We start from the raw sequence: 22965 nt of genomic DNA, 5'->3' as shown, positions 1-22965 counted from the left end.
GACCGGGCATCCGCCGCAGTCCGCTCGACGTTTTAGACTAGCGAAAGCACCTGGGCATTGCCCACGAAGCGGCATGCGCGGGCGGCGGTATCACCCGCTGCGGCCCGTCGCCGAGGACCCGCCGCAAGCAGCAACTAGGATCTTCGCAGGTCGACCAGGAGAGCCATGAAGATTCACAGTCCCTTTCGCACCGCGCTGGTGGCGACGCTCGGCGTGGGTCTGGGCCTCCTGCTGCTCACCGGCGTGCAGGCCCTGTCGACGATCATCCTCTACATCGGCACGGCCCTGTTCCTGAGCCTGGGACTCGACCCGCTGGTCACCTCCCTCGAGCGCCGCGGTCTCCCCCGCTGGGCCGCCGTGCTTCTCACCATCCTTGCCGTGCTGGGCGTCTTCGCCGCTGTCGTCCTGATCGTGCTGCCCGTCGTGACCGATCAGATCACGCAGCTGGTGACGCGCATCACACCGCTCTTCGTCAACGGCGAGCAGACCGTGAGCGACGTCAAGGCGTGGCTCACCGACGCGTTCCCCAACCTCGAGGTCAATCTCGTCTTCGACTACATCAACAGCTGGATCGCCTCCGAGGAGTGGACCAAGAGCGTGACCCAGTGGAGCACCACGATCGGCGAGGGCGTCTGGGTCGTCGGCGGTGCAGTGCTGACCGGCGCGTTCGGCGCGTTCATCGTGCTGATCCTCACGATCTACATGACGGCCTCGACCCCCTCGCTGAAGGGCGCCGTCTACCAGCTGGTGCCCGCCTCCAAGCGCGAGCGCTTCATCGACATCGCAGACCAGATCACCGATTCCGTCGGCCACTACGTGATGGGGCAGGTCTCGCTCGGTGTCATCAACGGCATCCTGAGCATGGTTTACCTGTCGATCATCGACGCGCCGTTCACCGCGGTGCTCGCCGTCGTCGCCTTCTTCTTCTCCCTCATCCCGCTCGTCGGTACGCTCACCGGCTCGACGATCATCGTGCTGGCGTGTCTGCTTCCCGGCGTCGGATCGCCTGGCACCGCTCTGGCGGCGGCCATCTACTACCTCATCTACATGCAGGTCGAGGCCTACTTCATCGCACCGCGCATCATGAGCCGCGCGGTGTCGGTCCCCGGAGCGGTCGTCGTCATCGCCGCGCTGTCAGGCGGGGCGCTGCTCGGACTCCTCGGTGCGCTGATCGCGATTCCGGTCGCCGCGAGCGTGCTGATCATCTACCGGCAGGTGCTGATCCCCCGCATGAACGAGCGCTGAGCCGGAGCTCCGCCCTCAGGCGACGCGCCAGCAGTGCGAGTGCCAGTGCCGCCGGGCGGCGAGATCCGCGCTCTCGCCCATCACGCCGTCCGCACGCCACACGACGACGTGCGCCGTGCCGGGAGGGATGATGCCCGCGCAGCCGGGGCACCGGTAGTCCTTGAGGGCCTGGCCGGCCGAGATCGGCTGCACGGTCCATTCCCGGCCACGCCGGGTCTCCGTGCGCTTCCAGCCCGCGAGGAGCCGGTCGAAGGAATCACCGGATGCGGCGCGCTCAGGCCGGCGTCGACGGGAGCGTGGCATGGTGCCCGCTCACCACCAGTGGTTGCGCGACCAGAAGTTGTACGCTCCGGCCCAGCTTCCGTAGCGTCCCACCGCGTAGCCGTTCCCCCAGCGGAGGTTGTCGACCGGGTTGTAGCCGTTGCCGGGAACCTTGCTGCAGGGCAGCGCCTGCACCAGCCCGCACGCGCCGGACGACTTGTTGGTCGCGTTCGGGTTCCAGCCGCTCTCCTTGGAGACGATGTAGTCGACGTACGGCCAGTCGCTGCTCGCGATCCCGGCAGCCGACATCCACTCCTCCTTGGAGCCGCCGCCCGTGTAGGCAGGCGTCGAGGGCGCGCTGCTCTTCGGAGCGGCTTCCGCGGGCTTGGCAGCCGGCTTGGGCGCCGGAGGCGGGGTGGGCTTCGGCTTGACGTACACCTCGAAGCCGTTGCGCGTGACGGGGGCGATGTCTGCACCTTCGACGGAGACCGTGATGCTCTGCGTGTCGGCGGCAGCCAGCGAGAATGCCGTCACGGGCGTGTCGGTCGGCTGGGGCTCGGCGACGGCGACACCGCTCGGTGCCATCATGGCCGCGGAGATGCCGACGACCGCGAGCCCGGCCAGCACAGCGCTGGCGCGGTGGCGCGTCTTGTTCGTCTTCTTCGTACGCGAGGCGTTCGGGCGCGTCACGTTCGAGATCAATTCGTTATCGGGAGTCACGATGGCCAACAGTCTACGCACACCTCGGCACCACATCCATGAGAACTCACCGAGAACGGGTCAGCGGACGGAGAGGAGGACTTCGACCGTGGCGTCGAGAAGGGCATCCACCTGCTCTTCCCGATACCCGCCGCGCTGCATGCGGAAGGCGGCGGCTCGCACCTGATCGACGTCGAGCGGATCGCCGTCGCGCAGGAAGGCCGCGATGCGGTCGCCGACGTGGTCGACCTCATCCAGGCGGTAGCCGAAGGTCAGGATGCTCGTGCGAGCGAACCGCTTCCTCCGGGGCCGGGTGAGGTGATCGAGCACCTGCTGCGCGTCCTCACGCGCCTGCGCCACCCAGGCATCCACGCCGACGCGGCCGATGGCCCGCTCTCGAGCGCGCTGGGCGAAGGCATCCTCCACGCGGGCGAGTGCGGCGTCGACATCGGCGATGACGTACCCTCCCCTGACCAGCGGGAAGGATGCCGCACGCACGTCGTCTGCACCGAAATCGGTGCGCGATTCCTCGAACGCCGCTCGAGCGGAGTCGAGGAAGCTGTCGACGGCTGTGCGGTGATAGCCGCGCTGCCTGCCGGTCGTCAGGGGGAAGGCCGGCGGCGCCGTAAACGCCTCGAGGTCTGACTCAGTCATCAGGATCCGATCAGAGGGGTGAGGAGGTAGTACAGCGCGAGGGCGGGAACAGTGGAGGGCAGGATGCTGTCGAGACGGTCGAGCAGGCCGCCATGCCCCGGAAGCCAGGAGCTCATGTCCTTGATGCCGAGGTCGCGCTTGAGCATCGATTCGCCCAGATCGCCCAGCGTGGCGCAGATGAGGATCGCCGCCCCGAAGATCAGACCGCACCACCAGGGAAGCTCGAGCAGGAAGATCGCGAGGAGCACGCCGACCGCGAGCGACCCGACGACCGCACCGCCGAAGCCCTCCCAGGTCTTCTTCGGGCTGATCCGCGGCGCCATCGGATGCTTGCCGAACGCGAGCCCCGCAGCGTACGCGCACGTGTCGGCGGCGACGGCGACGGCGATGAAGCCCAGCACCCACCACTCGCCGTTCTCGCGGCTCAGCAGCATGAGCGCCACAGAGGTCAGGAACGGCACGTACACCTGCACGAACGCCCCGACCACGACATCGGCGAGCACGGCACCGTAGGTGCGACCGTCTGCGGCGATCATCTGCCCGATCATCCGCCACACGCTGACGAAGGCGACGGCCACGATGAGCACGACCCAGCTCAGCCACAGTGCGGCGAACGGGCCGGTCAGCAGCACCGCCGCGCCCGCGACCAGCTGCGGCGCGACATCCACCCTCCGACCGCCCGCCCGAAGAGCACGGGAGAGCTCGTAGGTGCCGAGCAGGCCGGCCGCGATCGCGATCGGCAGGAACAGCCATTTGATGAAGAGCAGGGAGGCGACCAGAACGGCACCGAACGCGACGCCGATCAGGATGGCCACGATCAGATCGCGGCCCGTGCGCTGCTTGATCCGCTCGTTGGCCTGGTCGAACTGCTCGCGGGCCTGCGTGACGTGCGATTCGAACTCTCCGCGCCTGGCGCGCCACTGCTCGCGAAGCGCATGCGACTCCACGCCGTCGGCGGCCGGCATCGGCGGACGCGGCGGGATGCGCCCGGCATCGAACGCCGGGAACGCCGAATCCGAGAGAGCCCGCTCCGAGTCGGATCCGCCGACGCTGTCGCCGGAAGCCGGGCGCGCCGACGCATCGCCGTCAGCGGGAGCATCGCCGTGTCGGGCCTCTCGCCGCGTGAGCGGCTGTTCGCCGGGATCGCTGTCGCCTGCCATGCCGTCAGACCTCGAGCAGCTCTGCCTCTTTGCGCTTGAGCGCGTCGTCGATCGCGTCGACGTACTGGCGGGTCAGTGCGTCGAGCTCCTTCTCCCCACGAGCGATCTCGTCCTCGCCGACCTCGTTCTTGAGCCCGTCGAGCTGATCCTTGGCCTTGCGGCGGATGCCGCGCACCTGCACCTTGGCGTCCTCGCCCTTCGAGCGCACCAGCTTGACGTACTCCTTGCGGCGCTCCTCGGTCAGCTCGGGCATCGTCACGCGGACGATGTTGCCGTCGTTCGTCGGGTTGGCTCCAAGGTTCGGCATGTCGCGAATGGCCTGCTCGATGGCTCGCAGCGCGCTCTTGTCGTACGGGGTGACGATCAGCGTGCGCGCCTCGGGGTTCGCCATCGAGGCCAGCTGCGCGATGGGCGTCGGGGAGCCGTAGTAGTCGACCATCAGCTTCTGGAAGAGCTGGGGGTTCGCGCGACCGGTGCGGACCGTGGCGAAGTCCTCCTTGGCGGCGTCGACCGCGCGGGTCATGCGTGCGGTGGTATCTGCGAGGACGTCCGCGATCACGGGTGCTCCTTCAAGTCGTGGTTTTCGAACGATTCTATCCGGCGATCTGCCGCAGAACCCTGAGCGACGGGGCGGTCAGGGTGTGACGAGCGTGCCGATGGGCTCGCCGAGCAGCGCCTTCGTGACGTTGCCCGCAGGCTCCATGCCGAACACGCGCATGTCCATGTTGTTGTCCATGCACAGGCTGAAAGCGGTGGAGTCGACGACCTTGAGTCCGCGCTGCAGGGCGTCGCGGTAGGTGACGCGCTCGATGCGCTCGGCGCTGGCATCCTTGTTCGGGTCGGCGGTGTAGATGGCGTCGACACCGTTCTTGGCGACCAGCACCTCGTCTGCGCCGATCTCGAGAGCGCGCTGGGCGGCGACGGTGTCGGTGGAGAAGTACGGCAGGCCTGCGCCGGCGCCGAAGATGATGACGCGGCCCTTCTCCATGTGGCGCTCCGCGCGGAGCGGGATGTACGGCTCGGCGACCTGCGTCATCGAGATCGCGGACTGCACGCGCGTCGCGGCGCCTGCCTGCTCGAGGAAGTCCTGCAGTGCGAGGGCGTTCATGACGGTGCCGAGCATGCCCATGTAGTCGGCGCGACCGCGGTCCATGCCGCGCTGGCTGAGCTCCGCGCCCCGGAAGAAGTTCCCGCCGCCGACGACGATCGCGATCTCGACACGGTCGACGGCTGCCGCGATTTCACGGGCGATCTGGCCGACGATGTCGGGGTTGACGCCGAGCTGGCCTCCGCCGAACGCTTCGCCGGAGAGCTTCAGGAGGACGCGTCGGCGTCCGGTGCCTTCGGTCATGGATGGGTTCCTCTCGTCCCGATTCAAGATAGTGCCTTCTGGGCATGAAGAAGGGGGTCCGGATCTCAGATCCGAACCCCCTGGGGATTGTTACGCGCCGACCTTGAAGCGCGCGAAGTCGGTGACGGTGATACCGGCATCCTTCGCGACCTGGGCCACGGACAGCTTGTTGTCCTTCGCATAGTCCTGTTCGAGAAGCGCGACCTGCTTGAAGTAAGCGGTGACGCGACCCTCGACGATCTTCGGCAGAGCGGCCTCGGGCTTGCCCTCGTTGCGGGAGATCTCGGTGACGATCTCGCGCTCCTTCTCGACCTCGGCGGCCGGGACGTCCTCGCGGGAGAGGTACGACGGGTTCGCGAACGAGATGTGCTGCGCGATGCTGCGAGCGGTCTCGGCGTCCGAGCCGCTGTACGCGACGACGACACCGATCTGCGGGGGAAGGTCCTTGCTGGTGCGGTGCAGGTACACCGAGACGGCGTCTCCGGTGACGGTGCGCACGCGACGCAGTTCGACCTTCTCGCCGATGATCGCCGCCTCGTCCGAGATCAGCTGCTCGACGGTCTGCTCGCCGGCCGGAGCAGCGAGCGCTGCCTCGACGGAGTCGGCGGAGACGGCCGCGACGGCGTCGGCGACCTTCTCGGCGAGCGTGATGAAGCGCTCGTTCTTCGCGACGAAGTCGGTCTCGCACGCGAGCTCGATCAGCGTCACAGCGCCGTCGGTCTCGCGAGCGACGACGAGGCCCTCGCTGGTTGAGCGGTCGGCACGCTTCGCGTTGCCCTTCGCGCCCTTGAGTCGAAGGATCTCGGTCGCCTTCTCGACGTCTCCGCCAGCCTCTTCGAGCGCCTTCTTGGTGTCGACCATTCCGGTGCCGAGCTGCTCGCGCAGCGCCTTGATGTCGGCGATGGTGAAGTTGGCCATGTGTGGTGGCTCCTTGCTTCGAATCTGAACGTGTGGGGGGACTTACTTGGCGTCTGCCTCGGCGGCGGGAGCCTCAGCGGCGGCCTCGTCGGCGGCAGGAGCCTCAGCAGCCTCAGCGGCGGCGGGAGCCTCGGCGGCCTCAGCAGCGGGAGCCTCAGCAGCCTCAGCGGCAGGAGCCTCGCCGCCCTCGAGCAGCTCGCGCTCCCACTCGGCGAGCGGCTCAGCGTCGCCGGCGTCGGGGTTGTGCTTCTGCTGCAGGCCCTCGGCTGCGGCGTCGGCGACGATGCGCGTCAGCAGCGAGACGGAGCGGATCGCGTCGTCGTTGCCGGGGATCGGGTACTGGAAGTCGTCCGGGTCGGCGTTCGTGTCGAGGATGCCGATCACGGGGATGCCGAGCTTCTTGGCCTCGTCGATGGCAAGGTGCTCGCGCTTGGCGTCGACGACCCACAGGGCCGAAGGGGTCTTCGACAGGTTGCGGATTCCACCGAGCGACTTGTGCAGCTTGTCGAGCTCGCGCTTCTTGAGCAGGAGCTCCTTCTTGGTGAAGCCCGAGGCGGCGGGGTTCTCGTAGTCGAGCTCCTCGAGCTCCTTCATGCGAGCGAGACGCTTCGCGATCGTGGAGAAGTTGGTGAGGAGGCCACCCAGCCAGCGCTGGTTGACATAGGGCTGGCCCACGCGGTCGGCCTGCTCGGCGAGGACTTCCTGCGCCTGCTTCTTGGTGCCGACGAAGAGGATGGTGCCGCCGCGTGCGACGGTCTCCTTGACGAAGTCGTACGCCTGGTCGATGTATGCCAGCGACTGCTGCAGGTCGATGATGTGGATGCCCGAGCGCTCGGTCAGGATGAAGCGCTTCACCTTCGGGTTCCACCGGCGGGTCTGGTGTCCGAAGTGCACGCCGCTGTCGAGCAGCTGGCGGATGGTGACCACAGCCATGGTCGTCTCCTTGTTCTGACGCTGTCGCGTCGTTGAGGTTGATCTCGCCGATCGATCGACCGGCAATCCTGGTGCCCGGCGCACACCCGCCCGCTCGGAGAAGCGGGACCTGTGGGAGTGGATGCCACGACCTGAGTCGCTGTGGGCACGCGTAGTCACCTCGATTTCGAGGTGCTCCCCCAGTGTACAGGATCGGGCTCAGCGCCAACGCCCTGCACAGGCGGGGCGATCGGCCGCTTATCCCCGGTCCTCGGCATCCCGCGCCTGGAGATGAGGCGAGATGGACCAGGGTGGGACGATGGCCGCCCGCTTCATCGCCCTCGTCCTCTCGCTCGCCCTCTCCAGCGGCAGCGTCGCGAGCGGGCCGGCCGACGTCGAAGGTGCCTGGGTGTGGCCGGTGAGCGGTGCGCGGTCGGTGGTGGAGCCCTTCCGCGCTCCCGTGCACGATTACGGCGCAGGTCATCGGGGGATGGATGTCGCCGCGGCTGCGGGCGCGGACGTCATCGCGCCCGCCGCTGGCGTGGTGGCGTTCTCGGGCACCGTGGTCGACCGTCCGCTGATCACGATCGACCACGGCGGCGGTCGCGTGAGCACATGGGAACCCGTGTCGCCGACACTGTCGCCAGGAGATGTGGTCGCCACCGGGGACCTGATCGGGACGGTGGCCACCGGCGGTCACGCGAAGCGCGGCACGTTGCATGTCGGCGTGCGACTCGACGGCCGCTACATCAATCCACTGCCGCTGTTCGGCGAGGTGCCGCGGGCGATCCTGCTCCCCTGCTGCGAGGGATGACCGCGGCGCCCGGCTGCCGGCGGGTCATGCGCGCGGATGGGCGAGGCGGTACCCGGCGAGCAGCCGCTCGGCCGACACATGCGTGTAGATCTGCGTCGTTCCTAGGCTGGCGTGCCCGAGGATCTCCTGCACGGCACGCAGGTCTGCTCCGCCATCGAGTAGGTGGGTGGCGGCGGAATGCCTGAGCGCGTGCGGACCGACGTGGTCGGCACCGACGACAGGGCCGAGCACGCGGGCGACGAGCGCGTAGACGGTGCGCGAGCCGATACGCGAGCCGCGCGCACCGAGGAACAGCGCAGGCGTCGCGTTCTCGGCGCGGGTGATCAGCGCCGGGCGCCCCCGGGTGAGATAGGCGCCGATGGCCTCGGCTGCGGGTGCCCCGAACGGAACCACTCGCTCCTTGGCGCCCTTGCCCAGCACGCGCACGGTGCGACGGTGCATGTCCACGTCGTCGATGTCGATGCCGCACAGCTCCGAGACGCGCATGCCGCTGCCGTACAGCGCCTCGAGCATCGCGTGGTCGCGAAGAGTGATGGGGTCGCCCTCGGCCGCTGCCGCACGATGCTGGTCGAGCAGCTCGCGCATCCCCTCCTTGGAGGCGACGACGGGAAGGGTTTTCGCACGTTTCGGCGTGACCAGGCGGAGACTGGGATCAACGGCGATGAGGTCGCTCTCGTGCGCCCATCCGAAGAACGACCGAGCAGCGGCGGCGCGTCGTGCGAGGGTCGATCGCGCATCTCCTCGCTGCGTGGCCCGCCACAGCCAATCGCGCAGCATCTCGAGGTCGATCTCGCGGAGGTCGGCGTCTTCGACCACTGCGCCGAGGTCGGCGAGATCGGACCGGTAGGCCCGCACGGTGGCAGGTGACAGCCGTCGCACTCGATCGAGATACGACGTGAAGGATGTCACCGCGTCCGCATACCTCACCTCTCCAGCATGCCGCTCCCTCGCTGCGTCGCCGACTGCCGCGCCGCAGTGCCGCCACTGCCGTTCGTGCGGTGCCGCGCCGGAGGGTCGTCACTGGGTGCGGATCCACCCGCCGTCGCGCTCAACGACTCCGCCCTCCAGGCCGACCATGCCGAGGAGCGAGCGCACCCGCTCGATGGAGAGGCCACTGCGGCGTGCGATGTCCGCCGTCTCCCGTGCGGTGCGCGTGCTCATCGCATCGAACAGCCGCGTGCGGTCATGATCCGGCGCAGCGGGTGCGGCAGCTGTGGCATCGGTCTCTCCCCACAGCTCCCTGACCTCCTGCGCGCTCGTGACGCACACGGCGTCGTACTCCCGCAGCAGCCGATGGCATCCCGCCGACGCTGCAGAGGTGATCGGCCCCGGGACCGCGCCGATCGGACGTGCCAGCGACGATGCGTGCCCCGCGGTGTTGAGCGTGCCGCTGCGCCAGCCCGCCTCGACGACCACCGTCGCGAGGGTCGAGGCCGCGATGAGCCTGTTGCGGGCGAGGAAGCGCCACTTCGTCGGCGCCGACCCGCAGGGCACCTCGCTGAGCACGACGCCGGACTGCCTGATCCTGTCGAACAGCTGCTGATGCCCGATCGGGTAGGCGCGGTCGACGCCGCCGGCGAGGAACGCGGCCGTCGCCCCGCCGACGCCCAGCGCCGCGCGGTGCGCCGCCCCGTCGATCCCGTAGGCGCCCCCCGAGACGACCAGGGTCCCATCGGCTGCGAGGTCTCCGGCCAGTTCCGCGGCGACGTTCTCGCCGTACCCCGTGGCGGCCCTCGCGCCGACGATCGCCGCAGCGGTCTCGGCGCCCAGCACGCGCACGTCGCCCCGCGCCCACAGCAGCACGGGCTGATGCACCTCGAGGTCGCCGAGGCCCTCCGGCCAGAGCTCATCGCCGGGAAGCAGCAGGCGCGCTCCCACGCTGTGCGCCGAGACGAGGGCATCCCGCACGGCGCGAGCGCTCGCGCGCGGCCGCCATCGTGCCAGCGCGTCCGCGAGAGGCCGTGCCGCTGTGACTCCGGGCGGCATGAGGCTCGTCTCCCCGAACGTGGCGCGCAGTGCCTCCACGGCGCCCAGCCTCTCAAGCAGAGCGCCGGCGACCCCGTCTCCCGGCTCGATGAGCACCGACCACGCGACCCGCGCAGCGACCTCGGCCGGGTCGGCATCGGGCCGCAGCAGGCGAGCGCTCGAGCGCACCTCTGGGTCATCGATCAGTTCGAGTCCGTTGGCGATCATGCCAGGAGCCCTTTCTTGAGGAACAGCGCGTGCCCGAGCTGATCAGCGCCGGGCGAGGAGAGGCCGGCGAGGTCGCTGAGGGTCCACGCGATCCGCAGCACCCGGTCGTACGCGCGCAACGTGACCGCCCCTCGCTCCAGCGCGCGATCCAGCGGCGCCCGCACCGCCGGTGGAAGGCGCAGCGCGCCCTGACGGAGCCGCTCCCCCGGCACCTGGCCGTTCACGCGCCAGGGGCTGGCACGCCATCGCTCCGCTGCCGCCGCCCGAGCGCACGCGACTCGATCGCGCGCCTCGTCGGTCGACATCCCCGAGCGCTCACCTGACGTCGCCCGGGATGCCGCGACGCGCATCACCTGCAGGTCGATGTCGACGCGATCGCGCAGTGGCCCCGACAGCCGCCCCGCGTAGCGGCGAATGGCCGTCGGCGGGCAGGTGCACTCGGCTCCCCGGACGCCGTAGTTGCCGCAGGGGCAGGGATTCATGGCGAGGATCAGCTGGAACTGCGCGGGGAAGCTGGCGGCGAAGCCTGCCCGCACTATCTCGATGCGTCCCGACTCCAGCGGCTGGCGCAGCGCGTCGAGCGCCGCCCGCTGGAACTCCGGCGTCTCATCGAGGAAGAGCACGCCACGGTGCGCGCGCACGATGGCGCCGGGCCGGGGCACGCGTGAGCCGCCGCCGACCAGAGCGGCAGCCGACGCCGTGTGGTGAGGAGCCTCGAACGGGGGCAGCGCGTCGAGCCGGGTGACCGCCTCGCCCGTGAGCGATCGGATCGCCGCGACCTCGAGTGCTTCGGGCTCGGTCAGCGACGGGAGGATCCCCGGCAGGCGTCGCGCCAGCATGGTCTTGCCTGCACCGGGAGGACCGCTGAGCATCATGTGGTGACCGCCGGCTGCAGCGGTGATCAGCGCGTCGACCGCCTCGTCCTGCCCGATCACATCGGCGAGGTCCAGACTCTCATCTGCGCGATCAGCACGGGCGGGCAGCCGGACGGGCTCGGCATCGTCGACCTCGATGTCGGCGCCGTGCGCAACCGCGACCTCGGCGAGCGACACCGCAGCGTGCACCTCGACGCCAGGCACGAGCCGGGCTTCGGTGGCGTTGGCGTGCGGCACGATCACTCGAGTGAAACCAGCACGCGCGGCAGCGTAGACGGCCGGCAGCACGCCCGGAACAGGGCGCAGCCTGCCGTCGAGGCCCAGCTCGCCGATGTGCACCGTGGAGCGCACCGAATCCCGTCGCAGCGCTCCCCCGGTCGCCAGCGTCGCCACCGCGACGCTCAGATCGAAGCCGCTCCCCGCCTTCGGCAGGTTCGCGGGCGACAGGTTCACGGTGAGCCGCCGGCGCGGGAAGTCGAGTCCCGCGTTCACGCAGGCGTTGCGCACCCGCTGCGCGGCCTCTCCCAGAGCCTTGTCGGGCAGACCGATGATCTGGAAGCCCGGGGTCTGGTTGCTGAGGTCGGCCTCCACCTCGACCATGTGGCCATCCACTCCGGTCAGAGCGACCGCCCACGTGCGCGCGGTGCTCACCGCAGATCCTCGAGATGCTCGAGTCGTGCGTCACGGGCATCCGGACCGGTCAGGCCGATGATCTCGATCCTGATGCGCCGCCCCCTGGACAGCTCGGGGTGGGATCGCGCCCAGGCGAAAGCCAGGCGCCAGAGGCGCTGATGCTTGCGTTCGTCGACGGCCTCGAACGGATGCCCGAAGCGCTCCGAGCGCCGGGTCTTCACCTCGATCATGCAGAGCAGACCGTCTCGGACGGCGATGATGTCGATCTCGCCCTGCGCACACCGCCAGTTGCGCTCGAGGATCTCGTAGCCGCAGGCGCTCAGATGCTGCGCCGCCCGCTCCTCGCCCGCTCGCCCGAAGTCGTCTTTCGCTGCCATGACGACAGCCTGCGCGGCAGCACCGACCTCGGCGCTCGGCGTTCACAGTGATTGTGAAGAACTCACCGACATCCCCGGTTTGGGGATGATCGTCACTTGCCGTCGAGCGACAGCTCCTCGGGCAGTTCGAATTCCCGGCGCTGCAGCTCTTCGACGTTCACGTCCTTGAAGGTGAGCACACGCACGGCCTTGACGAAGCGATCGGCGCGGTAGATGTCCCACACCCAGACGTCGCTCATCGAGATCTCGAAGTAGAAGTCGTGCTCGGTGTCGCGACGGACGACGTTCACCTCGTTCGCGAGATAGAACCTGCGCTCGGTCTCGACCACGTACTGGAACTGGCCGACGACGTCGCGGTACTCGCGGAACAGCGCGAGTTCGAGTTCGCGGTCGTAGTCGTCGAAGGCATCCTCATCCATGATGTCTCCATCCTACGAGCAGACGGCCTCCGATGCGGATTCCTCAGAACAGCGTCGGCGCGTCTGCGATCGCCCACGACGATCGGTGCAGCGGTGACAGACCGCGTTCGCGGATCGCCTGCCGATGCTCCGGGCTCGCGTAGCCCTTGTTGCGCTCCCACTGGTAGTCGGGATGCTCGGGATGCAGCGCGGCCATGTGCGTGTCACGCGCGACCTTCGCGATCACGGACGCCGCCGAGACGGAGGCGCAGTCGCGGTCGCCCTTGATGATCGTGCGCACGGTGAGCGGCACCGGGTGCACCCGGGACACGTAGTCGTGGTTGCCGTCGAGGATCACGAGGGTGCGCTCGAGGCTCGCCCCGGCGTCGACGACCGCCTGCACCGCGCGCGATGCCGCAAGGCCCAGGGCGCCCATGATGCCCACCTCGTCGATCTCCGCCGCACTGGCCCAGCCGACCGCGGACACCGGCACCCAGGCCTGGGCGCGCTCGGCCATCTCGGGGCGGCGCTTCTCGGTGATCATCTTCGAATCGCGCAGCCCGTCGAGCACGCGCCGACGAGAGCCGGCGGCATCCATCACCGCAGCCCCGACGGCGACGGGACCCGCGAGTGCTCCCCTGCCGACCTCGTCCAGGGCGATGATGAGGTCGAACTCCTTGAGCAGACGGCGCTCGAGCGTGAGCGTCGGCGCGACCACCGTCATTCCGGTGCGGGCACGGCGCGGAACACCTCGTCGTGCGTGTCGACGGACCCGAACCGGTCCAGCGGCCAGGTGGTGAGGAAGGCACGTCCCACGACGTTCTCGAGGGGCACGAAGCCGCCTCCGGGCAGCTCCTGGTGCGCGCGGGAGTCCTGCGAGCGGTCGCGGTTGTCGCCCATCACCCAGATGCGATCCTCGGGCACGGTGACGTCGAACTCGACGTTCGAGGCGGCCGTGTCGCCCTCGGGGAGGTTGAGGTACCCGAGCTCGTTGATCGGAGAGCCGTTCACCGTGATCTGCCCCAGGGCATTGCAGCAGACCACGTGGTCTCCCGGCATGCCGATCACGCGCTTGACCAGGTGGTCCTGGGCATCTGTGGTCGAGATGCCCACGAAGGTGAGCGCCCAGTCGACCGCCTCGACGAGCGGGGGTCGTGCCGGTGTCTGCGGAGCCGCCGGCAGCCAGCCGCCGGGATCCTTGAACACCACCACGTCTCCGCGGTCGTATCCGCTCCAGCGCGGCGTGAGCTCGTCGACGAGGATGCGGTCGTTGACGAGCAGCGTGCGCTCCATCGATCCCGACGGGATGTAGAACGAGCGCACGACGAAGGTCTTGACCACGAACGACACCAGCGCCGCGATGAGGATGATGACCAGCACATCGCGCAGGAAGACCAGTGCACCCCGACGCCGCTGCGGTGGCTGGACTGCCGCGGGGGCATCGGATGTCATGTGATTCCTCTTCATCGACTCACCGCGCACGCGGCAGTACAAGCGTCGCACACCCGCGACCGAACGACAGAACCCCGGGACGAGTGTCCCGGGGTTCTGTGGCAAGGATGCGGCGCGTCAGTTGTCGCGCTTCTCCTTGATCTTGGCCTTCTTGCCGCGCAGGTTGCGCAGGTAGTACAGCTTCGCGCGACGCACGTCACCGCGGGTGACGACCTCGATGTGGTCGATCACCGGCGAGTGCACCGGGAAGGTGCGCTCGACGCCCACCTGGAAGCTGATCTTGCGGACCGTGAAGGTCTCGCGCACACCATCGCCCTGACGGCCGATGACGACGCCCTGGAACACCTGGATACGCGAGCGGGCACCCTCGGTGATGTTCACGTGCACCTTGACGGTGTCACCGGGGTGGAAGACAGGAATGTCGGAACGGAGCGAAGCCGCATCGACGGCGTCGAGGATCTGCATGATCGTCTCTCTCTGCACTCGCCACAGGTCGGGTGCATGAATCAAAGGGATGAGAACGGGTGTGTGCCGAGCGGCGCGCGATGCGTCCGCGGGTTCCCCTGAGGCAGAACCGGGTCACGGCACAAACATCTATTCTGCCATGAAGCGCGGCCCCGCGCCACTCGAGCGCGCCCTCAGAGATCCCTCGAACGGGACTCCTCGATGATGACGACGCCCGGCTCGTCCGAAGCGCGATCACTGCGCTGCTGCGGAGCGATCGTCGACCACGTCAGCGTCTCCCGCAGGCGTGCTCCGGCACCGCGAGCCTCGTTCCAGAGCTGCCAGACCTGCATCCAGAAGAGGCCGATCGCTGCCACGATGGCGGCTGCGAGCAGCCAGGGGAAGGCGCCGTCGATGAAGAAGCCGACGAGGATGGTCAGGACGTGCCACACGGCGAAGCCGGCGACGTCCAGCCACGACACGGCGCGCTCGGCACGCACCGACGGACGCGAGCGCGTCAGCAGGGTCAGCACGAGCTGGGTGACGAGGACACCGGGGACCGCCATCAGCAGCACCCAGAGCAGCGCCCAGCCGCTCTGCCCGAAGATCGCCCAGCCGATCAGCATCCACGCCGGAAGGGCGAGCGATGCCGGCAGCAGCCAGCGGAAGAACAGCCGTCGCAGGTCCATGCTCCGATGGTACGTCCACACCCGCCGCCGCCGGCAGGTGTTCGCTGTGGGCATCGGCAGGGTGCGCATCGGGGAGAATGGATGCTGACGAGAGGAACACCATGATCGAACTGCGCACCCCCGCCGAGATCGACGAGATGCGCGCCGCCGGCCGCTTCGTCGCCGAGACCCTGGCGACGCTGCGCGATGAGACGAAGGTGGGGACGAACCTGCTCGCCATCGACGCCAGAGCGCACGACCTGATCCGGCGAGCCGGCGCCGAGTCCTGCTACATCGACTACGCCCCCTCATTCGGTCGTGGGCCGTTCGGCAAGGTCATCTGCACCTCGGTGAACGATGCCGTGCTGCACGGACTCCCGCACGACTACGCGCTGCGCGACGGCGATCTGGTCTCGCTCGACTTCGCGGTCTCCCTCGACGGATGGGTCGCCGACTCGGCGGTGTCGTTCGTGGTCGGCACGCCGCGCGAGGAGGATCTGCGGCTCATCGACACCACCGAGCGCGCTCTCGACGCCGCCATCGCCGCCGCCGTCATCGGCAACCGGATCGGCGACATCTCGGCATCCATCGCCGCGGTCGCGCACGGCGAGGGCTACTCGATCAACACCGACTTCGGCGGCCACGGCGTCGGCCGCATCATGCACGGCGACCCGCATGTGCCGAACGACGGCCGCGCTGGGCGGGGATTCCCGCTGCGCGAGGGCCTCGTCTTCGCGCTCGAGCCGTGGTTCCTCGCCACGACCGACGAGCTCGTCACCGATGACGACGGATGGACGCTGCGCAGCGCAGACGGATCCCGCGGCTCGCACTCCGAGCACACCGTCGCCGTCACGAAGGACGGGCCGATCGTGCTGACGGATCGCAGCTTCCTCGGCGTCGACTGACCGGAGAACTCCTCGGCGACGGCGGCGCGTCCGCGGCCGGGCCGGTGCTCCCAGACCTCTCGCATGCAGAACGCCCTAGGCTCGGCTCCGACACCGCCCGACGACCCGAGGGATGCGCCGCACGATGACGACCTCCACGACCGACACCTCCTGGCTGGGCACGCTCATCGACGCGGTGATCAGCCTGATGGACACGATCGGTCCGATCGGCGCGGGCATCGCGATCGCGCTCGAGAACCTGTTCCCGCCCCTGCCGAGTGAGGCGATCCTCCCGATGGCGGGGATCGCCGCTCACGACGGCTCCTTCGGCCTGTGGGAGGCCGTCGCGTGGACCACAGCGGGATCGCTGGTCGGCGCGCTCGCCCTCTACGGGCTCGGCGCGTGGCTGGGCCTGGATCGCCTGCGACGCGTCGCGCGTCGCCTCCCCCTCATCGACGTGTCCGACGTCGACCGCACGGTCGCGTGGTTCCACCGTCACGGCGGAAAGGCGGTCTTCTTCGGCAGGTTCGTCCCCATCTTCCGCAGCCTCATCTCGATACCGGCCGGTGTCGCGCGCATGCCGCTGTGGCGCTTCGGTGCGCTGACGGCGGCCGGCAGCCTGATCTGGAACACCGCGTTCATCCTCTGCGGCTGGTTCCTCGGCTCGGGCTGGCACATCGTCGAGCAGTACGTCGACGTGGTTCAGAACGTCGTCATCATCGTCGTGGCGGTGACGCTCGTCGTGCTCGCGGCCGTGCGCATCCGCTCGATTCGGGCGAAGCGCAGGCCCGGCGCGACGCCGGAGGCGAGCGACGCACCCACCGGTGAGGTGCCGGTGTCCTCCGGCCGCTGACCGCTCGAGCGCTCAGTCGGAGAGCAGGTCGGGACGGCGCACGCGGGTGCGCTCCAGCTGCTGCTCGTGACGCCACCCGGCGATCGCGCCGTGATTGCCGCTGAGCAGGATCGGCGGAACCTCGCGATCGCGCCACACCGACGGCTTCGTGTAGGACGGGTACTCCAGCAGGCCGTCCTCGTGCGATTCCTCGACCAGGCTCTCGGGGTTGCCGACCACGCCCGGGATGAGGCGGCCGATCGCCTCCACCATCGCCATCACGGCGACCTCTCCCCCGTTGAGCACGTAATCGCCGAGGCTGATCAGGCGCACCTCGCCGAGGTCGGCGGCGTACTCGAAGACGCGCTCGTCGATGCCCTCATAGCGCCCGCAGCCGAAGATCAGATGCTCCCGGGTGGCGAGCTCGCGAGCGGTCGCCTGCGTGAAGACCTCGCCCGCGGGCGAGGGGAAGATGATGGTCGGCCGGCCCTTCGACGAGCTCAGGGGCCCGCTTTGCGAATCCGCGAGCTGATCCAGCGCGAGGCCCCAGGGCTCCGGTTTCATCACCATGCCGGCGCCGCCGCCGTACGGGGTGTCGTCGACGGTGCGGTGCCGATCGGAGGTCCAGTCCCGGAGGTCGTGGACGTCGAGATCGAGGATGCCCGAGTCCCGGGCCTTCCCGAGCAGGGAGAGGGTGAGCCCGTCGAAGTACGAGGGGAAGATCGAGACGACGTCGATTCTCATCGGTGGACGCCGCGGCTCACTCTGATGGCGCGTCGTCGCCCGGGTCCGCTGCCGGCAGCTCCTCGAAGAGCCCGGCGGGCGGCGTGACGATGACACGGCCGGCGGCGACATCGACGGTCGGCACGATGGCCTCGACGAACGGGACCATCACCTCGCCCGACTCGGTCTTCACGATCAGCAGATCCTGCGCGGGGAGGTGCTCGACCCGCGCGACGCGACCGACGACGACGTCGTCGCGCACCACGTCGAGACCGACGAGCTGGTGCGCGTACCACGCGTCGTCCTCGACCTCGTCGTCCTCGTCCATCCAGAGGATCGCCCGTACCAGCGACTCGGCCGCGGTGCGGTCTTCGACGCCGTCGAGGAAGACGACGGAGTTGCCGTTCATCTCGCGGTATTCCCGGATGGTGACGGTCTTGCCGTGCCAGGTGGAGGCCTCCGGGACCTGCAGCGTGAACTCGGCCCCGGGAACGAAGCGCCGCTCCGGGTTGTCGGTGTACAGCTCGAGCTTCAGCGCGCCCTTGAGTCCGTGTGCCTTGAGCAGACGGCCGACGCGGAGCTGGTTCTTCTCGGCGGCCACGTCAGTCGTCCGCGACGTCGACGCGGACACGACGTCCGTCGGCGAGGGCGGAGATGAGCGTGCGCAGCGCCTTGGCGGTGCGGCCGCCGCGCCCGATCACGCGACCACGGTCATCCGGGTGCACGTGCACCTCGAGGAGGTCGCCACGGGGCGACGCGGATGCGGTGATGCGGACATCGTCCGGGTGATCGACGATCCCCTTGACGACGTGTTCGAGCGCGGCGGCGAGCACAGCGGATTACTCTGCGTCGGCGGCGGGAGCCTCAGCGGCCTCCGCGTCGGCAGGAGCGTCGGCCGGGGCCTCCTCGGCCTTCTTCTCGGCCTTGGGCTTGATGACCGACTTCTTGGCGGAGTCGATCTCGAACGGCGCCTTCGGCTCCGCGACCTGGACGGTGGACTTCGCATCCTTGTCGCCCTTGAACTTGCCCCAGTCACCGGTCAGCTTCAGCAGCGCGGCGACCTGCTCGGTCGGCTGCGCGCCGACCGACAGCCAGTACTGCGCACGCTCGGAGTCGACCGTGATCACCGAAGGGTGCTCGGTGGGGTGGTACTGACCGATCTCCTCGATCACGCGACCGTCGCGCTTGGTGCGCGAGTCGGCGACGACGATGCGGTAGTGCGGTGCACGGATCTTGCCCATGCGCTTGAGACGGATCTTGACAGCCACGATTCTCCTGAATGGTGTGGAAAGAAAGATGAACCGGTCGCCTGGAGAGTGGGGTGCACATCCGGCGGAAGCTCTGAAAGGGGTGACGGATGCTGGATAGAGGGTCGAGCAGCCGTCCGACCCTCTATTCTGCCAGATTCGGGCGCAGTCCGCGAAACGACACGTCACGGGTTGTGGGGCGCGTCGGCGCACCGTGTCAGACTGTGCGCGTGCCGATCGAATTCGCCTCCTCCGTCCGCTCGACCGTCGGGCTGGAGTGGGAGGTCATGCTCGCCGATCCGGCCACGGGAGATCTCGTGGGCCGCGCGCCCGAGCTGCTGACCCGTCTCGAGCGGCAGAGCGCCCCGGAACGGCACACCGTCACCGGCGAGCTCCTCACGAACACCATCGAGGTGACCAGCGGTGTGGGCGCCACGGTCGCCGACGCGGTCGACGACGTCGCCGCCGCCATCGCGGCCGTGCGCCGCTCCACCGACCCCGCGGGAATCGAGCTGCTGTCGGCCGGCAGCCACCCTTTCGCGCAGTGGTTCGATCAGCGCGTGACCGACAAGAACCGCTATCACAAGCTCATCGAGCGCACCCAGTGGTGGGGCCGCAACATGATGATCTGGGGCATCCACGTGCATGTCGGTGTGGACGATCGGGCGAAGGTACTGCCGATCATGGGCGCCCTGGCGGGGTTTCTCCCCCACCTTCAGGCGCTGTCCGCCTCGAGTCCCTACTGGGCCGGTGAGCGGACCGGCTACGCCTCGAACCGGGCCCTGGTGTTCCAGCAGCTGCCGACCGCGGGGCTCCCCTGGTCCATCTCCAACTGGCAGGAGTTCGAGACCTTCGTCGACGACATGACCCGCACCGGGGTGATGGAGGACCCGTCCGAGATCCGATGGGACATCCGTCCGGCGCCGAAGTGGGGCACGATCGAGGTGCGCGCGTGCGACGGCATGTCGACGCTGAGTGAACTGGCATCCGTCGCCGCACTGACCCAGGCACTCGTGGAGTTCTTCTCCCGTGAGCTCGACGAGGGCAGGCAGCTGCCGACGCTTCAGCCCTGGTTCCATCGGGAGAACAAGTGGCGGGCGGCCCGGTACGGCCTGGATGCCAGGGTGATCGTCGACCGCGCGGGATCGCAGGTTCCGGTGCGCGAGCACATCACTGCAGTCGTCGAGGATCTCATGCCGATCGCCGCTGATCTGCGCTGCACGGACGAGTTGCAGGGCGTGCGCACGATCGTCGACCAGGGTGCGAGCTATTCGCGTCAGCTCGCGGCGGCGGATGCGGCGAACGGGGATCTCCGGCAGGTCGTCCAGCACCTGATCCGAGAGTTCCGGGCAGGTCCTGAGCGCTCGGTCGCCGGCTGAGCGTCGCCCCGCACTCTCGATCAGTCGCTGTCGAGCAGTCGGCGAGCAAGGGAATCGTCGAGCACGACATCGGTGATGAGACCCGCGCCGATCGCGGCCTTCAGCGAGCCGAGCTTCGCCGCACCCGAGACGACGCACACCCGGCGGGGCACGCGTCTCAGCCGGTCGAGTCCGGGCCCGGTCGAACGTGCGTTGAGCCGCACGTCCCGCCAGCTGCCGTCCGCCCGGAAGAACACGGTCGCCACGTCGCCGATGACGGCGTCCTCCTTCAGACTGCGATAGTCGTCGCGTCCGAGGTAGCCGCCGACGTAGACGCGGCTGGGCACGTCGGCCTCGGGCGAGCCCAGGCCGAACACGGCGATGTCCATCTTCGCCTGGAAGGCCAGCACCCGCCGGGTGCTGCGCTCGCGCCACATGGCCTCACGCGTGTCGGGGCTGTCGAAGAAGGCGGGGACGGGGAACTGCTCGACCTGGGCGCCGAACGCGTGACCGAAGCGCTGCAGGATGTCGCTGGAGTACTCCAGCCCGCTCGTCTGCGTGTTGCCGGCGCCGTTGAGCTGCACGAAGGTCGTTCCGTGGGTCTCCTTGGGGGTCAGCGAGCGGCTGACCGCGCTGATCGTGGAACCCCAGGCCACGCCCGCGACCATGTTGGACTCGATGAACTGCGAGAGCAGGCGCCCGGCGGTGAGCGCCACGCGCTCGAGTCGCTCCACCTCGCTCACCCGCTCCGGGATCGGGGCGATGTGCGCGGTGATGCCGTGCCGGTCGTTGAGCCGCTGCTCGAGCATCCCCAACCGCTCCAGGGGCGAGTGGATGCGGATGTCGACCAGACCGACCTCGCGAGCGAATCGCAGCAGCCGCGAAACCGACGATCGGGACGTGGCGAGCTCGCGGGCGATGACGTCCATGGTCTGGTCCTGCATGTAATACAGCTGCGCCGCGGTCAGCGCGGCGATGAGCTTGCGGTCGCGTGCGGTGTCGGTGGCCATGACATCCTCCGCCGCGATTCTTGCACATATGTGCATCGGGGTTGCACGTAGCGCGCTTCAGGTCGATGCTGGGAGCATCCAGAGAAGAGGGAGGTCGAAGATGATCGAGTCGACGCACTCATCACGCGAGCGCCAGCAGGTCGAAGCGGTGCGCGAATCAGGACGCACCACGGTTCTCATCATCGGTGCCGGGATCAACGGCATCGCCGCTTTCCGTGATCTCGCCCTGCAGGGCGTGGACGTCATGCTCGTGGAGCGCGGCGACTTCGCGTCCGGCGCCTCTTCGGCATCGAGTCACATGATCCACGGCGGCATCCGCTACCTCGAGAACGGCGAGTTCCGCCTCGTGCGCGAATCCGTCCAGGAGCGCAACGGACTGCTCAAGATCGCGCCGCACTACGTCAAACCGCTGCAGACCACGATCCCGATCTACTCGACCTTCTCGGGCATCCTCTCCGCTCCCCTGCGCTTCCTCACGCACCGCAGCGGAAAGCCGCAGGAGCGCGGAGCCTTCCTGATCAAGGTCGGGCTCACGATCTACGACACCTTCTCTCGCGATGGCGGGGTCGTCCCTCGCCACCGCTTCCTCGGACGCAAGCGCTCGCTGGCGGAGCTGCCCTCGCTCGATCCGAAGATCAAGTACACCGCCACCTACTACGACGCGTCCATGCACGACCCCGAGCGCCTCGCGCTCGACGTGCTGCAGGACGGTCTGGCCGCGCACTCGGGTGCCGTGGCGCTCAACTACGTCGAGGCCGTCGGACGCACGGGTGACGGCGTGCTGCTGCGCGATCTCGAGACCGGCACTGAGTTCACGGTGTCAGCCGATGTCGTCGTGAACGCATCCGGACCGTGGACCGACCTCACGAACGACGCTCTCGGCGAGGAGACCCGCTTCATGGGCGGCACCAAGGGCTCGCACATCGTGCTGGACCACCCGGAGCTGCTCGACGCGACCGCCGGCAGGGAGATCTTCTTCGAGCACTCCGACGGACGCATCGTGCTCATCTACCCGCTCAAGGGTCGCGTGCTCGTCGGCACGACCGACATCGACGCCGATCCGCGCGAGGTTCCGGTGTGCACGGATGAGGAGATCGACTACTTCTTCGAGCTGATCCATCACGTGTTCCCGTCGATCGCCGTCTCTCGCGATCAGATCGTGTACACCTTCTCGGGCATCCGTCCGCTCCCCCGCCACGAGGACACCGCTCCCGGCTTCGTCTCGCGCGACTACCGCGTCGAGGTCGACCGCGGCGGAGAGGTGCCGCTGGTCAGCCTCGTCGGCGGCAAGTGGACCACCTTCCGCGCCCTGGGCGAGTCGCTCTCGGACGTCGTGCTCGGACTGATCAACCGCGGTCGTCGTGTGTCGACGCTCGGTCGCGCGATCGGCGGAGGACAGGGTTTCCCGCGCACCGCACGTGCCCGGCACAGCTGGCTCGAGAAGAACCTCCCCGGAGCGGGAGATCGCGCCGAGCGCCTCCTCACCCGCTACGGCACGCGCGCGGCAGACGTGTGGCAGTTCATCCGCGAGGGCGATGATGCGCCGCTCGCCGACGGCGAGCTCTCGACACGAGAGCTGGCCTGGATGATCGAGCGCGAGCACGCCGTCCGGCTGCAGGATGTCATCCTGCGCCGCACCAGCCTCGCGTTCACCGGCGACGTCACCGGTGAGATGCTCGTCGAGCTGGCGGATGCCATGGCTCCCCTGCTCGAGTGGGATGCAGAGCGTCGCGCGGCCGAACTCGAGGACACGCGCGCCCTGCTCAACGAACGGCACGGGCTCGAGCTTCCTGCACTTCCCTCCCACCAGAACGGCTGAAGGACCCACCGTCGTACTCCTCACGACATGAATTCACT

28 protein-coding genes are annotated in these 22965 nt (G+C 68.9%); 6 read left to right on the top strand and 22 right to left on the bottom strand.

Annotation, left to right across the window (positions count from 1 at the left end; translation table 11 throughout):
- The first annotated feature begins 165 nt into the window (after positions 1 to 165).
- On the top strand, positions 166 to 1245 hold the full coding sequence (locus ACIPV2_RS05145) for an AI-2E family transporter (RefSeq protein ID WP_400839093.1): 1080 nt from the start codon (positions 166 to 168) through the stop codon (positions 1243 to 1245).
- A 15-nt stretch (positions 1246 to 1260) separates the two neighbouring features.
- Here the strand turns inward: ACIPV2_RS05145 and ACIPV2_RS05140 are convergent, their stop codons facing one another.
- From ACIPV2_RS05140 to rpsB, 8 genes are all read right to left on the bottom strand, one after another.
- Positions 1261 to 1548: a hypothetical protein gene (locus tag ACIPV2_RS05140; RefSeq protein WP_400839091.1), complete on the bottom strand. Its 288-nt coding sequence runs from the start codon at positions 1546 to 1548 to the stop codon at positions 1261 to 1263.
- Positions 1549 to 1557: 9 nt separating this feature from the next.
- On the bottom strand, positions 1558 to 2226 hold the full coding sequence (locus ACIPV2_RS05135) for a transglycosylase SLT domain-containing protein (protein ID WP_400839089.1): 669 nt from the start codon (positions 2224 to 2226) through the stop codon (positions 1558 to 1560).
- Between the two features lie 60 nt (positions 2227 to 2286).
- Complete coding sequence (locus tag ACIPV2_RS05130) at positions 2287 to 2859, bottom strand: DivIVA domain-containing protein (protein ID WP_400839087.1); 573 nt, start codon at positions 2857 to 2859, stop codon at positions 2287 to 2289.
- A complete protein-coding gene (locus ACIPV2_RS05125; protein WP_400839085.1) occupies positions 2859 to 4019 on the bottom strand; it encodes a phosphatidate cytidylyltransferase in 1161 nt (386 codons plus the stop codon). Before ACIPV2_RS05125 ends, ACIPV2_RS05130 begins: the two co-directional genes overlap by 1 nt.
- A 4-nt stretch (positions 4020 to 4023) precedes the next feature.
- A complete protein-coding gene (gene frr / locus ACIPV2_RS05120) occupies positions 4024 to 4578 on the bottom strand; it encodes a ribosome recycling factor (protein ID WP_400839083.1) in 555 nt (184 codons plus the stop codon).
- Between the two features lie 75 nt (positions 4579 to 4653).
- Positions 4654 to 5370, bottom strand: coding sequence for a UMP kinase (gene pyrH / locus ACIPV2_RS05115; protein WP_400839081.1), 717 nt, complete (start codon positions 5368 to 5370; stop codon positions 4654 to 4656).
- Positions 5371 to 5460: 90 nt separating this feature from the next.
- Positions 5461 to 6288, bottom strand: coding sequence for a translation elongation factor Ts (gene tsf / locus ACIPV2_RS05110; protein ID WP_101186497.1), 828 nt, complete (start codon positions 6286 to 6288; stop codon positions 5461 to 5463).
- 42 nt (positions 6289 to 6330) lie between these two features.
- A complete protein-coding gene (gene rpsB, locus ACIPV2_RS05105; RefSeq protein WP_400839078.1) occupies positions 6331 to 7221 on the bottom strand; it encodes a 30S ribosomal protein S2 in 891 nt (296 codons plus the stop codon).
- A 298-nt stretch (positions 7222 to 7519) separates the two neighbouring features.
- Here rpsB and ACIPV2_RS05100 point away from each other — a divergent pair, with 298 nt between their 5' ends.
- Positions 7520 to 8014 carry a murein hydrolase activator EnvC family protein gene (locus ACIPV2_RS05100; RefSeq protein ID WP_400839076.1) on the top strand — a complete coding sequence of 165 codons (495 nt, stop codon included), beginning with the start codon at positions 7520 to 7522 and terminating at the stop codon, positions 8012 to 8014.
- 24 nt (positions 8015 to 8038) lie between these two features.
- Here ACIPV2_RS05100 and ACIPV2_RS05095 read toward each other — a convergent pair whose 3' ends face one another.
- The 9 genes from ACIPV2_RS05095 to ACIPV2_RS05055 all read right to left on the bottom strand — a co-directional run bounded on the left by ACIPV2_RS05095 (position 8039) and on the right by ACIPV2_RS05055 (position 15075).
- Entirely contained in the window at positions 8039 to 8941 is a 903-nt protein-coding gene (locus ACIPV2_RS05095; protein WP_400839074.1) for a tyrosine-type recombinase/integrase, read from the bottom strand.
- A gap of 90 nt (positions 8942 to 9031) precedes the next feature.
- Positions 9032 to 10207: a DNA-processing protein DprA gene (gene dprA, locus ACIPV2_RS05090; protein WP_400839072.1), complete on the bottom strand. Its 1176-nt coding sequence runs from the start codon at positions 10205 to 10207 to the stop codon at positions 9032 to 9034.
- Positions 10204 to 11733, bottom strand: a complete 1530-nt coding sequence (locus ACIPV2_RS05085; RefSeq protein ID WP_400839070.1) for a YifB family Mg chelatase-like AAA ATPase — start codon at positions 11731 to 11733, stop codon at positions 10204 to 10206. Before ACIPV2_RS05085 ends, dprA begins: the two co-directional genes overlap by 4 nt.
- The gene (locus ACIPV2_RS05080) at positions 11730 to 12092 is read right to left on the bottom strand and encodes a YraN family protein (protein ID WP_400839068.1); all 363 of its coding nucleotides are present in this window, start codon (positions 12090 to 12092) and stop codon (positions 11730 to 11732) included. The genes ACIPV2_RS05085 and ACIPV2_RS05080 overlap by 4 nt, the downstream gene beginning before the upstream one ends.
- A gap of 92 nt (positions 12093 to 12184) precedes the next feature.
- The gene (locus ACIPV2_RS05075; protein WP_101186491.1) at positions 12185 to 12511 is read right to left on the bottom strand and encodes a DUF2469 family protein; all 327 of its coding nucleotides are present in this window, start codon (positions 12509 to 12511) and stop codon (positions 12185 to 12187) included.
- Positions 12512 to 12554: 43 nt separating this feature from the next.
- Positions 12555 to 13214, bottom strand: coding sequence for a ribonuclease HII (locus ACIPV2_RS05070; RefSeq protein WP_400839066.1), 660 nt, complete (start codon positions 13212 to 13214; stop codon positions 12555 to 12557).
- Complete coding sequence (lepB, locus tag ACIPV2_RS05065) at positions 13211 to 13942, bottom strand: signal peptidase I (protein WP_400839064.1); 732 nt, start codon at positions 13940 to 13942, stop codon at positions 13211 to 13213. The genes ACIPV2_RS05070 and lepB overlap by 4 nt, the downstream gene beginning before the upstream one ends.
- A 117-nt stretch (positions 13943 to 14059) precedes the next feature.
- On the bottom strand, positions 14060 to 14407 hold the full coding sequence (gene rplS / locus ACIPV2_RS05060) for a 50S ribosomal protein L19 (RefSeq protein WP_101186950.1): 348 nt from the start codon (positions 14405 to 14407) through the stop codon (positions 14060 to 14062).
- Between the two features lie 173 nt (positions 14408 to 14580).
- Positions 14581 to 15075 carry an MFS transporter permease gene (locus ACIPV2_RS05055; RefSeq protein WP_400839062.1) on the bottom strand — a complete coding sequence of 165 codons (495 nt, stop codon included), beginning with the start codon at positions 15073 to 15075 and terminating at the stop codon, positions 14581 to 14583.
- 101 nt (positions 15076 to 15176) lie between these two features.
- Between ACIPV2_RS05055 and map the strand changes: the two genes are divergently transcribed.
- Positions 15177 to 15959 (top strand): type I methionyl aminopeptidase, encoded by a 783-nt coding sequence (gene map, locus ACIPV2_RS05050; protein WP_400839060.1) that lies wholly within the window; start codon positions 15177 to 15179, stop codon positions 15957 to 15959.
- A gap of 124 nt (positions 15960 to 16083) precedes the next feature.
- A complete protein-coding gene (locus tag ACIPV2_RS05045; RefSeq protein WP_400839058.1) occupies positions 16084 to 16791 on the top strand; it encodes a DedA family protein in 708 nt (235 codons plus the stop codon).
- A 12-nt stretch (positions 16792 to 16803) separates the two neighbouring features.
- On the opposite strand, the gene trmD is transcribed toward ACIPV2_RS05045, so the two are convergent.
- Genes trmD through rpsP form a run of 4 tightly spaced genes read right to left on the bottom strand, consistent with a single transcriptional unit; the run spans position 16804 to position 18761 of the window.
- Entirely contained in the window at positions 16804 to 17514 is a 711-nt protein-coding gene (gene trmD / locus ACIPV2_RS05040) for a tRNA (guanosine(37)-N1)-methyltransferase TrmD (RefSeq protein WP_400839056.1), read from the bottom strand.
- 16 nt (positions 17515 to 17530) lie between these two features.
- A complete protein-coding gene (gene rimM / locus ACIPV2_RS05035; RefSeq protein ID WP_400839054.1) occupies positions 17531 to 18094 on the bottom strand; it encodes a ribosome maturation factor RimM in 564 nt (187 codons plus the stop codon).
- Between the two features lies 1 nt (position 18095).
- A complete protein-coding gene (locus tag ACIPV2_RS05030) occupies positions 18096 to 18326 on the bottom strand; it encodes an RNA-binding protein (RefSeq protein WP_071644715.1) in 231 nt (76 codons plus the stop codon).
- 6 nt (positions 18327 to 18332) lie between these two features.
- Entirely contained in the window at positions 18333 to 18761 is a 429-nt protein-coding gene (gene rpsP, locus ACIPV2_RS05025; protein WP_101186485.1) for a 30S ribosomal protein S16, read from the bottom strand.
- Positions 18762 to 18970: 209 nt separating this feature from the next.
- Between rpsP and ACIPV2_RS05020 the strand changes: the two genes are divergently transcribed.
- Entirely contained in the window at positions 18971 to 20119 is a 1149-nt protein-coding gene (locus ACIPV2_RS05020; protein WP_400839051.1) for a glutamate--cysteine ligase, read from the top strand.
- Positions 20120 to 20139: 20 nt separating this feature from the next.
- Here ACIPV2_RS05020 and ACIPV2_RS05015 read toward each other — a convergent pair whose 3' ends face one another.
- Complete coding sequence (locus tag ACIPV2_RS05015) at positions 20140 to 21108, bottom strand: sugar-binding transcriptional regulator (protein WP_101186483.1); 969 nt, start codon at positions 21106 to 21108, stop codon at positions 20140 to 20142.
- Positions 21109 to 21208: 100 nt separating this feature from the next.
- Between ACIPV2_RS05015 and ACIPV2_RS05010 the strand changes: the two genes are divergently transcribed.
- Entirely contained in the window at positions 21209 to 22927 is a 1719-nt protein-coding gene (locus ACIPV2_RS05010) for an FAD-dependent oxidoreductase (RefSeq protein WP_400839048.1), read from the top strand.
- Positions 22928 to 22965 lie beyond the last annotated feature (38 nt).

Origin of the sequence: Microbacterium sp. NPDC089987, assembly GCF_044748505.1 — a bacterium.
Classification (GTDB): Bacteria; Actinomycetota; Actinomycetes; order Actinomycetales; family Microbacteriaceae; genus Microbacterium.
Note: the sequence above shows the minus strand (reverse complement) of the source record. Positions and strands in the feature narration are given on the sequence as shown.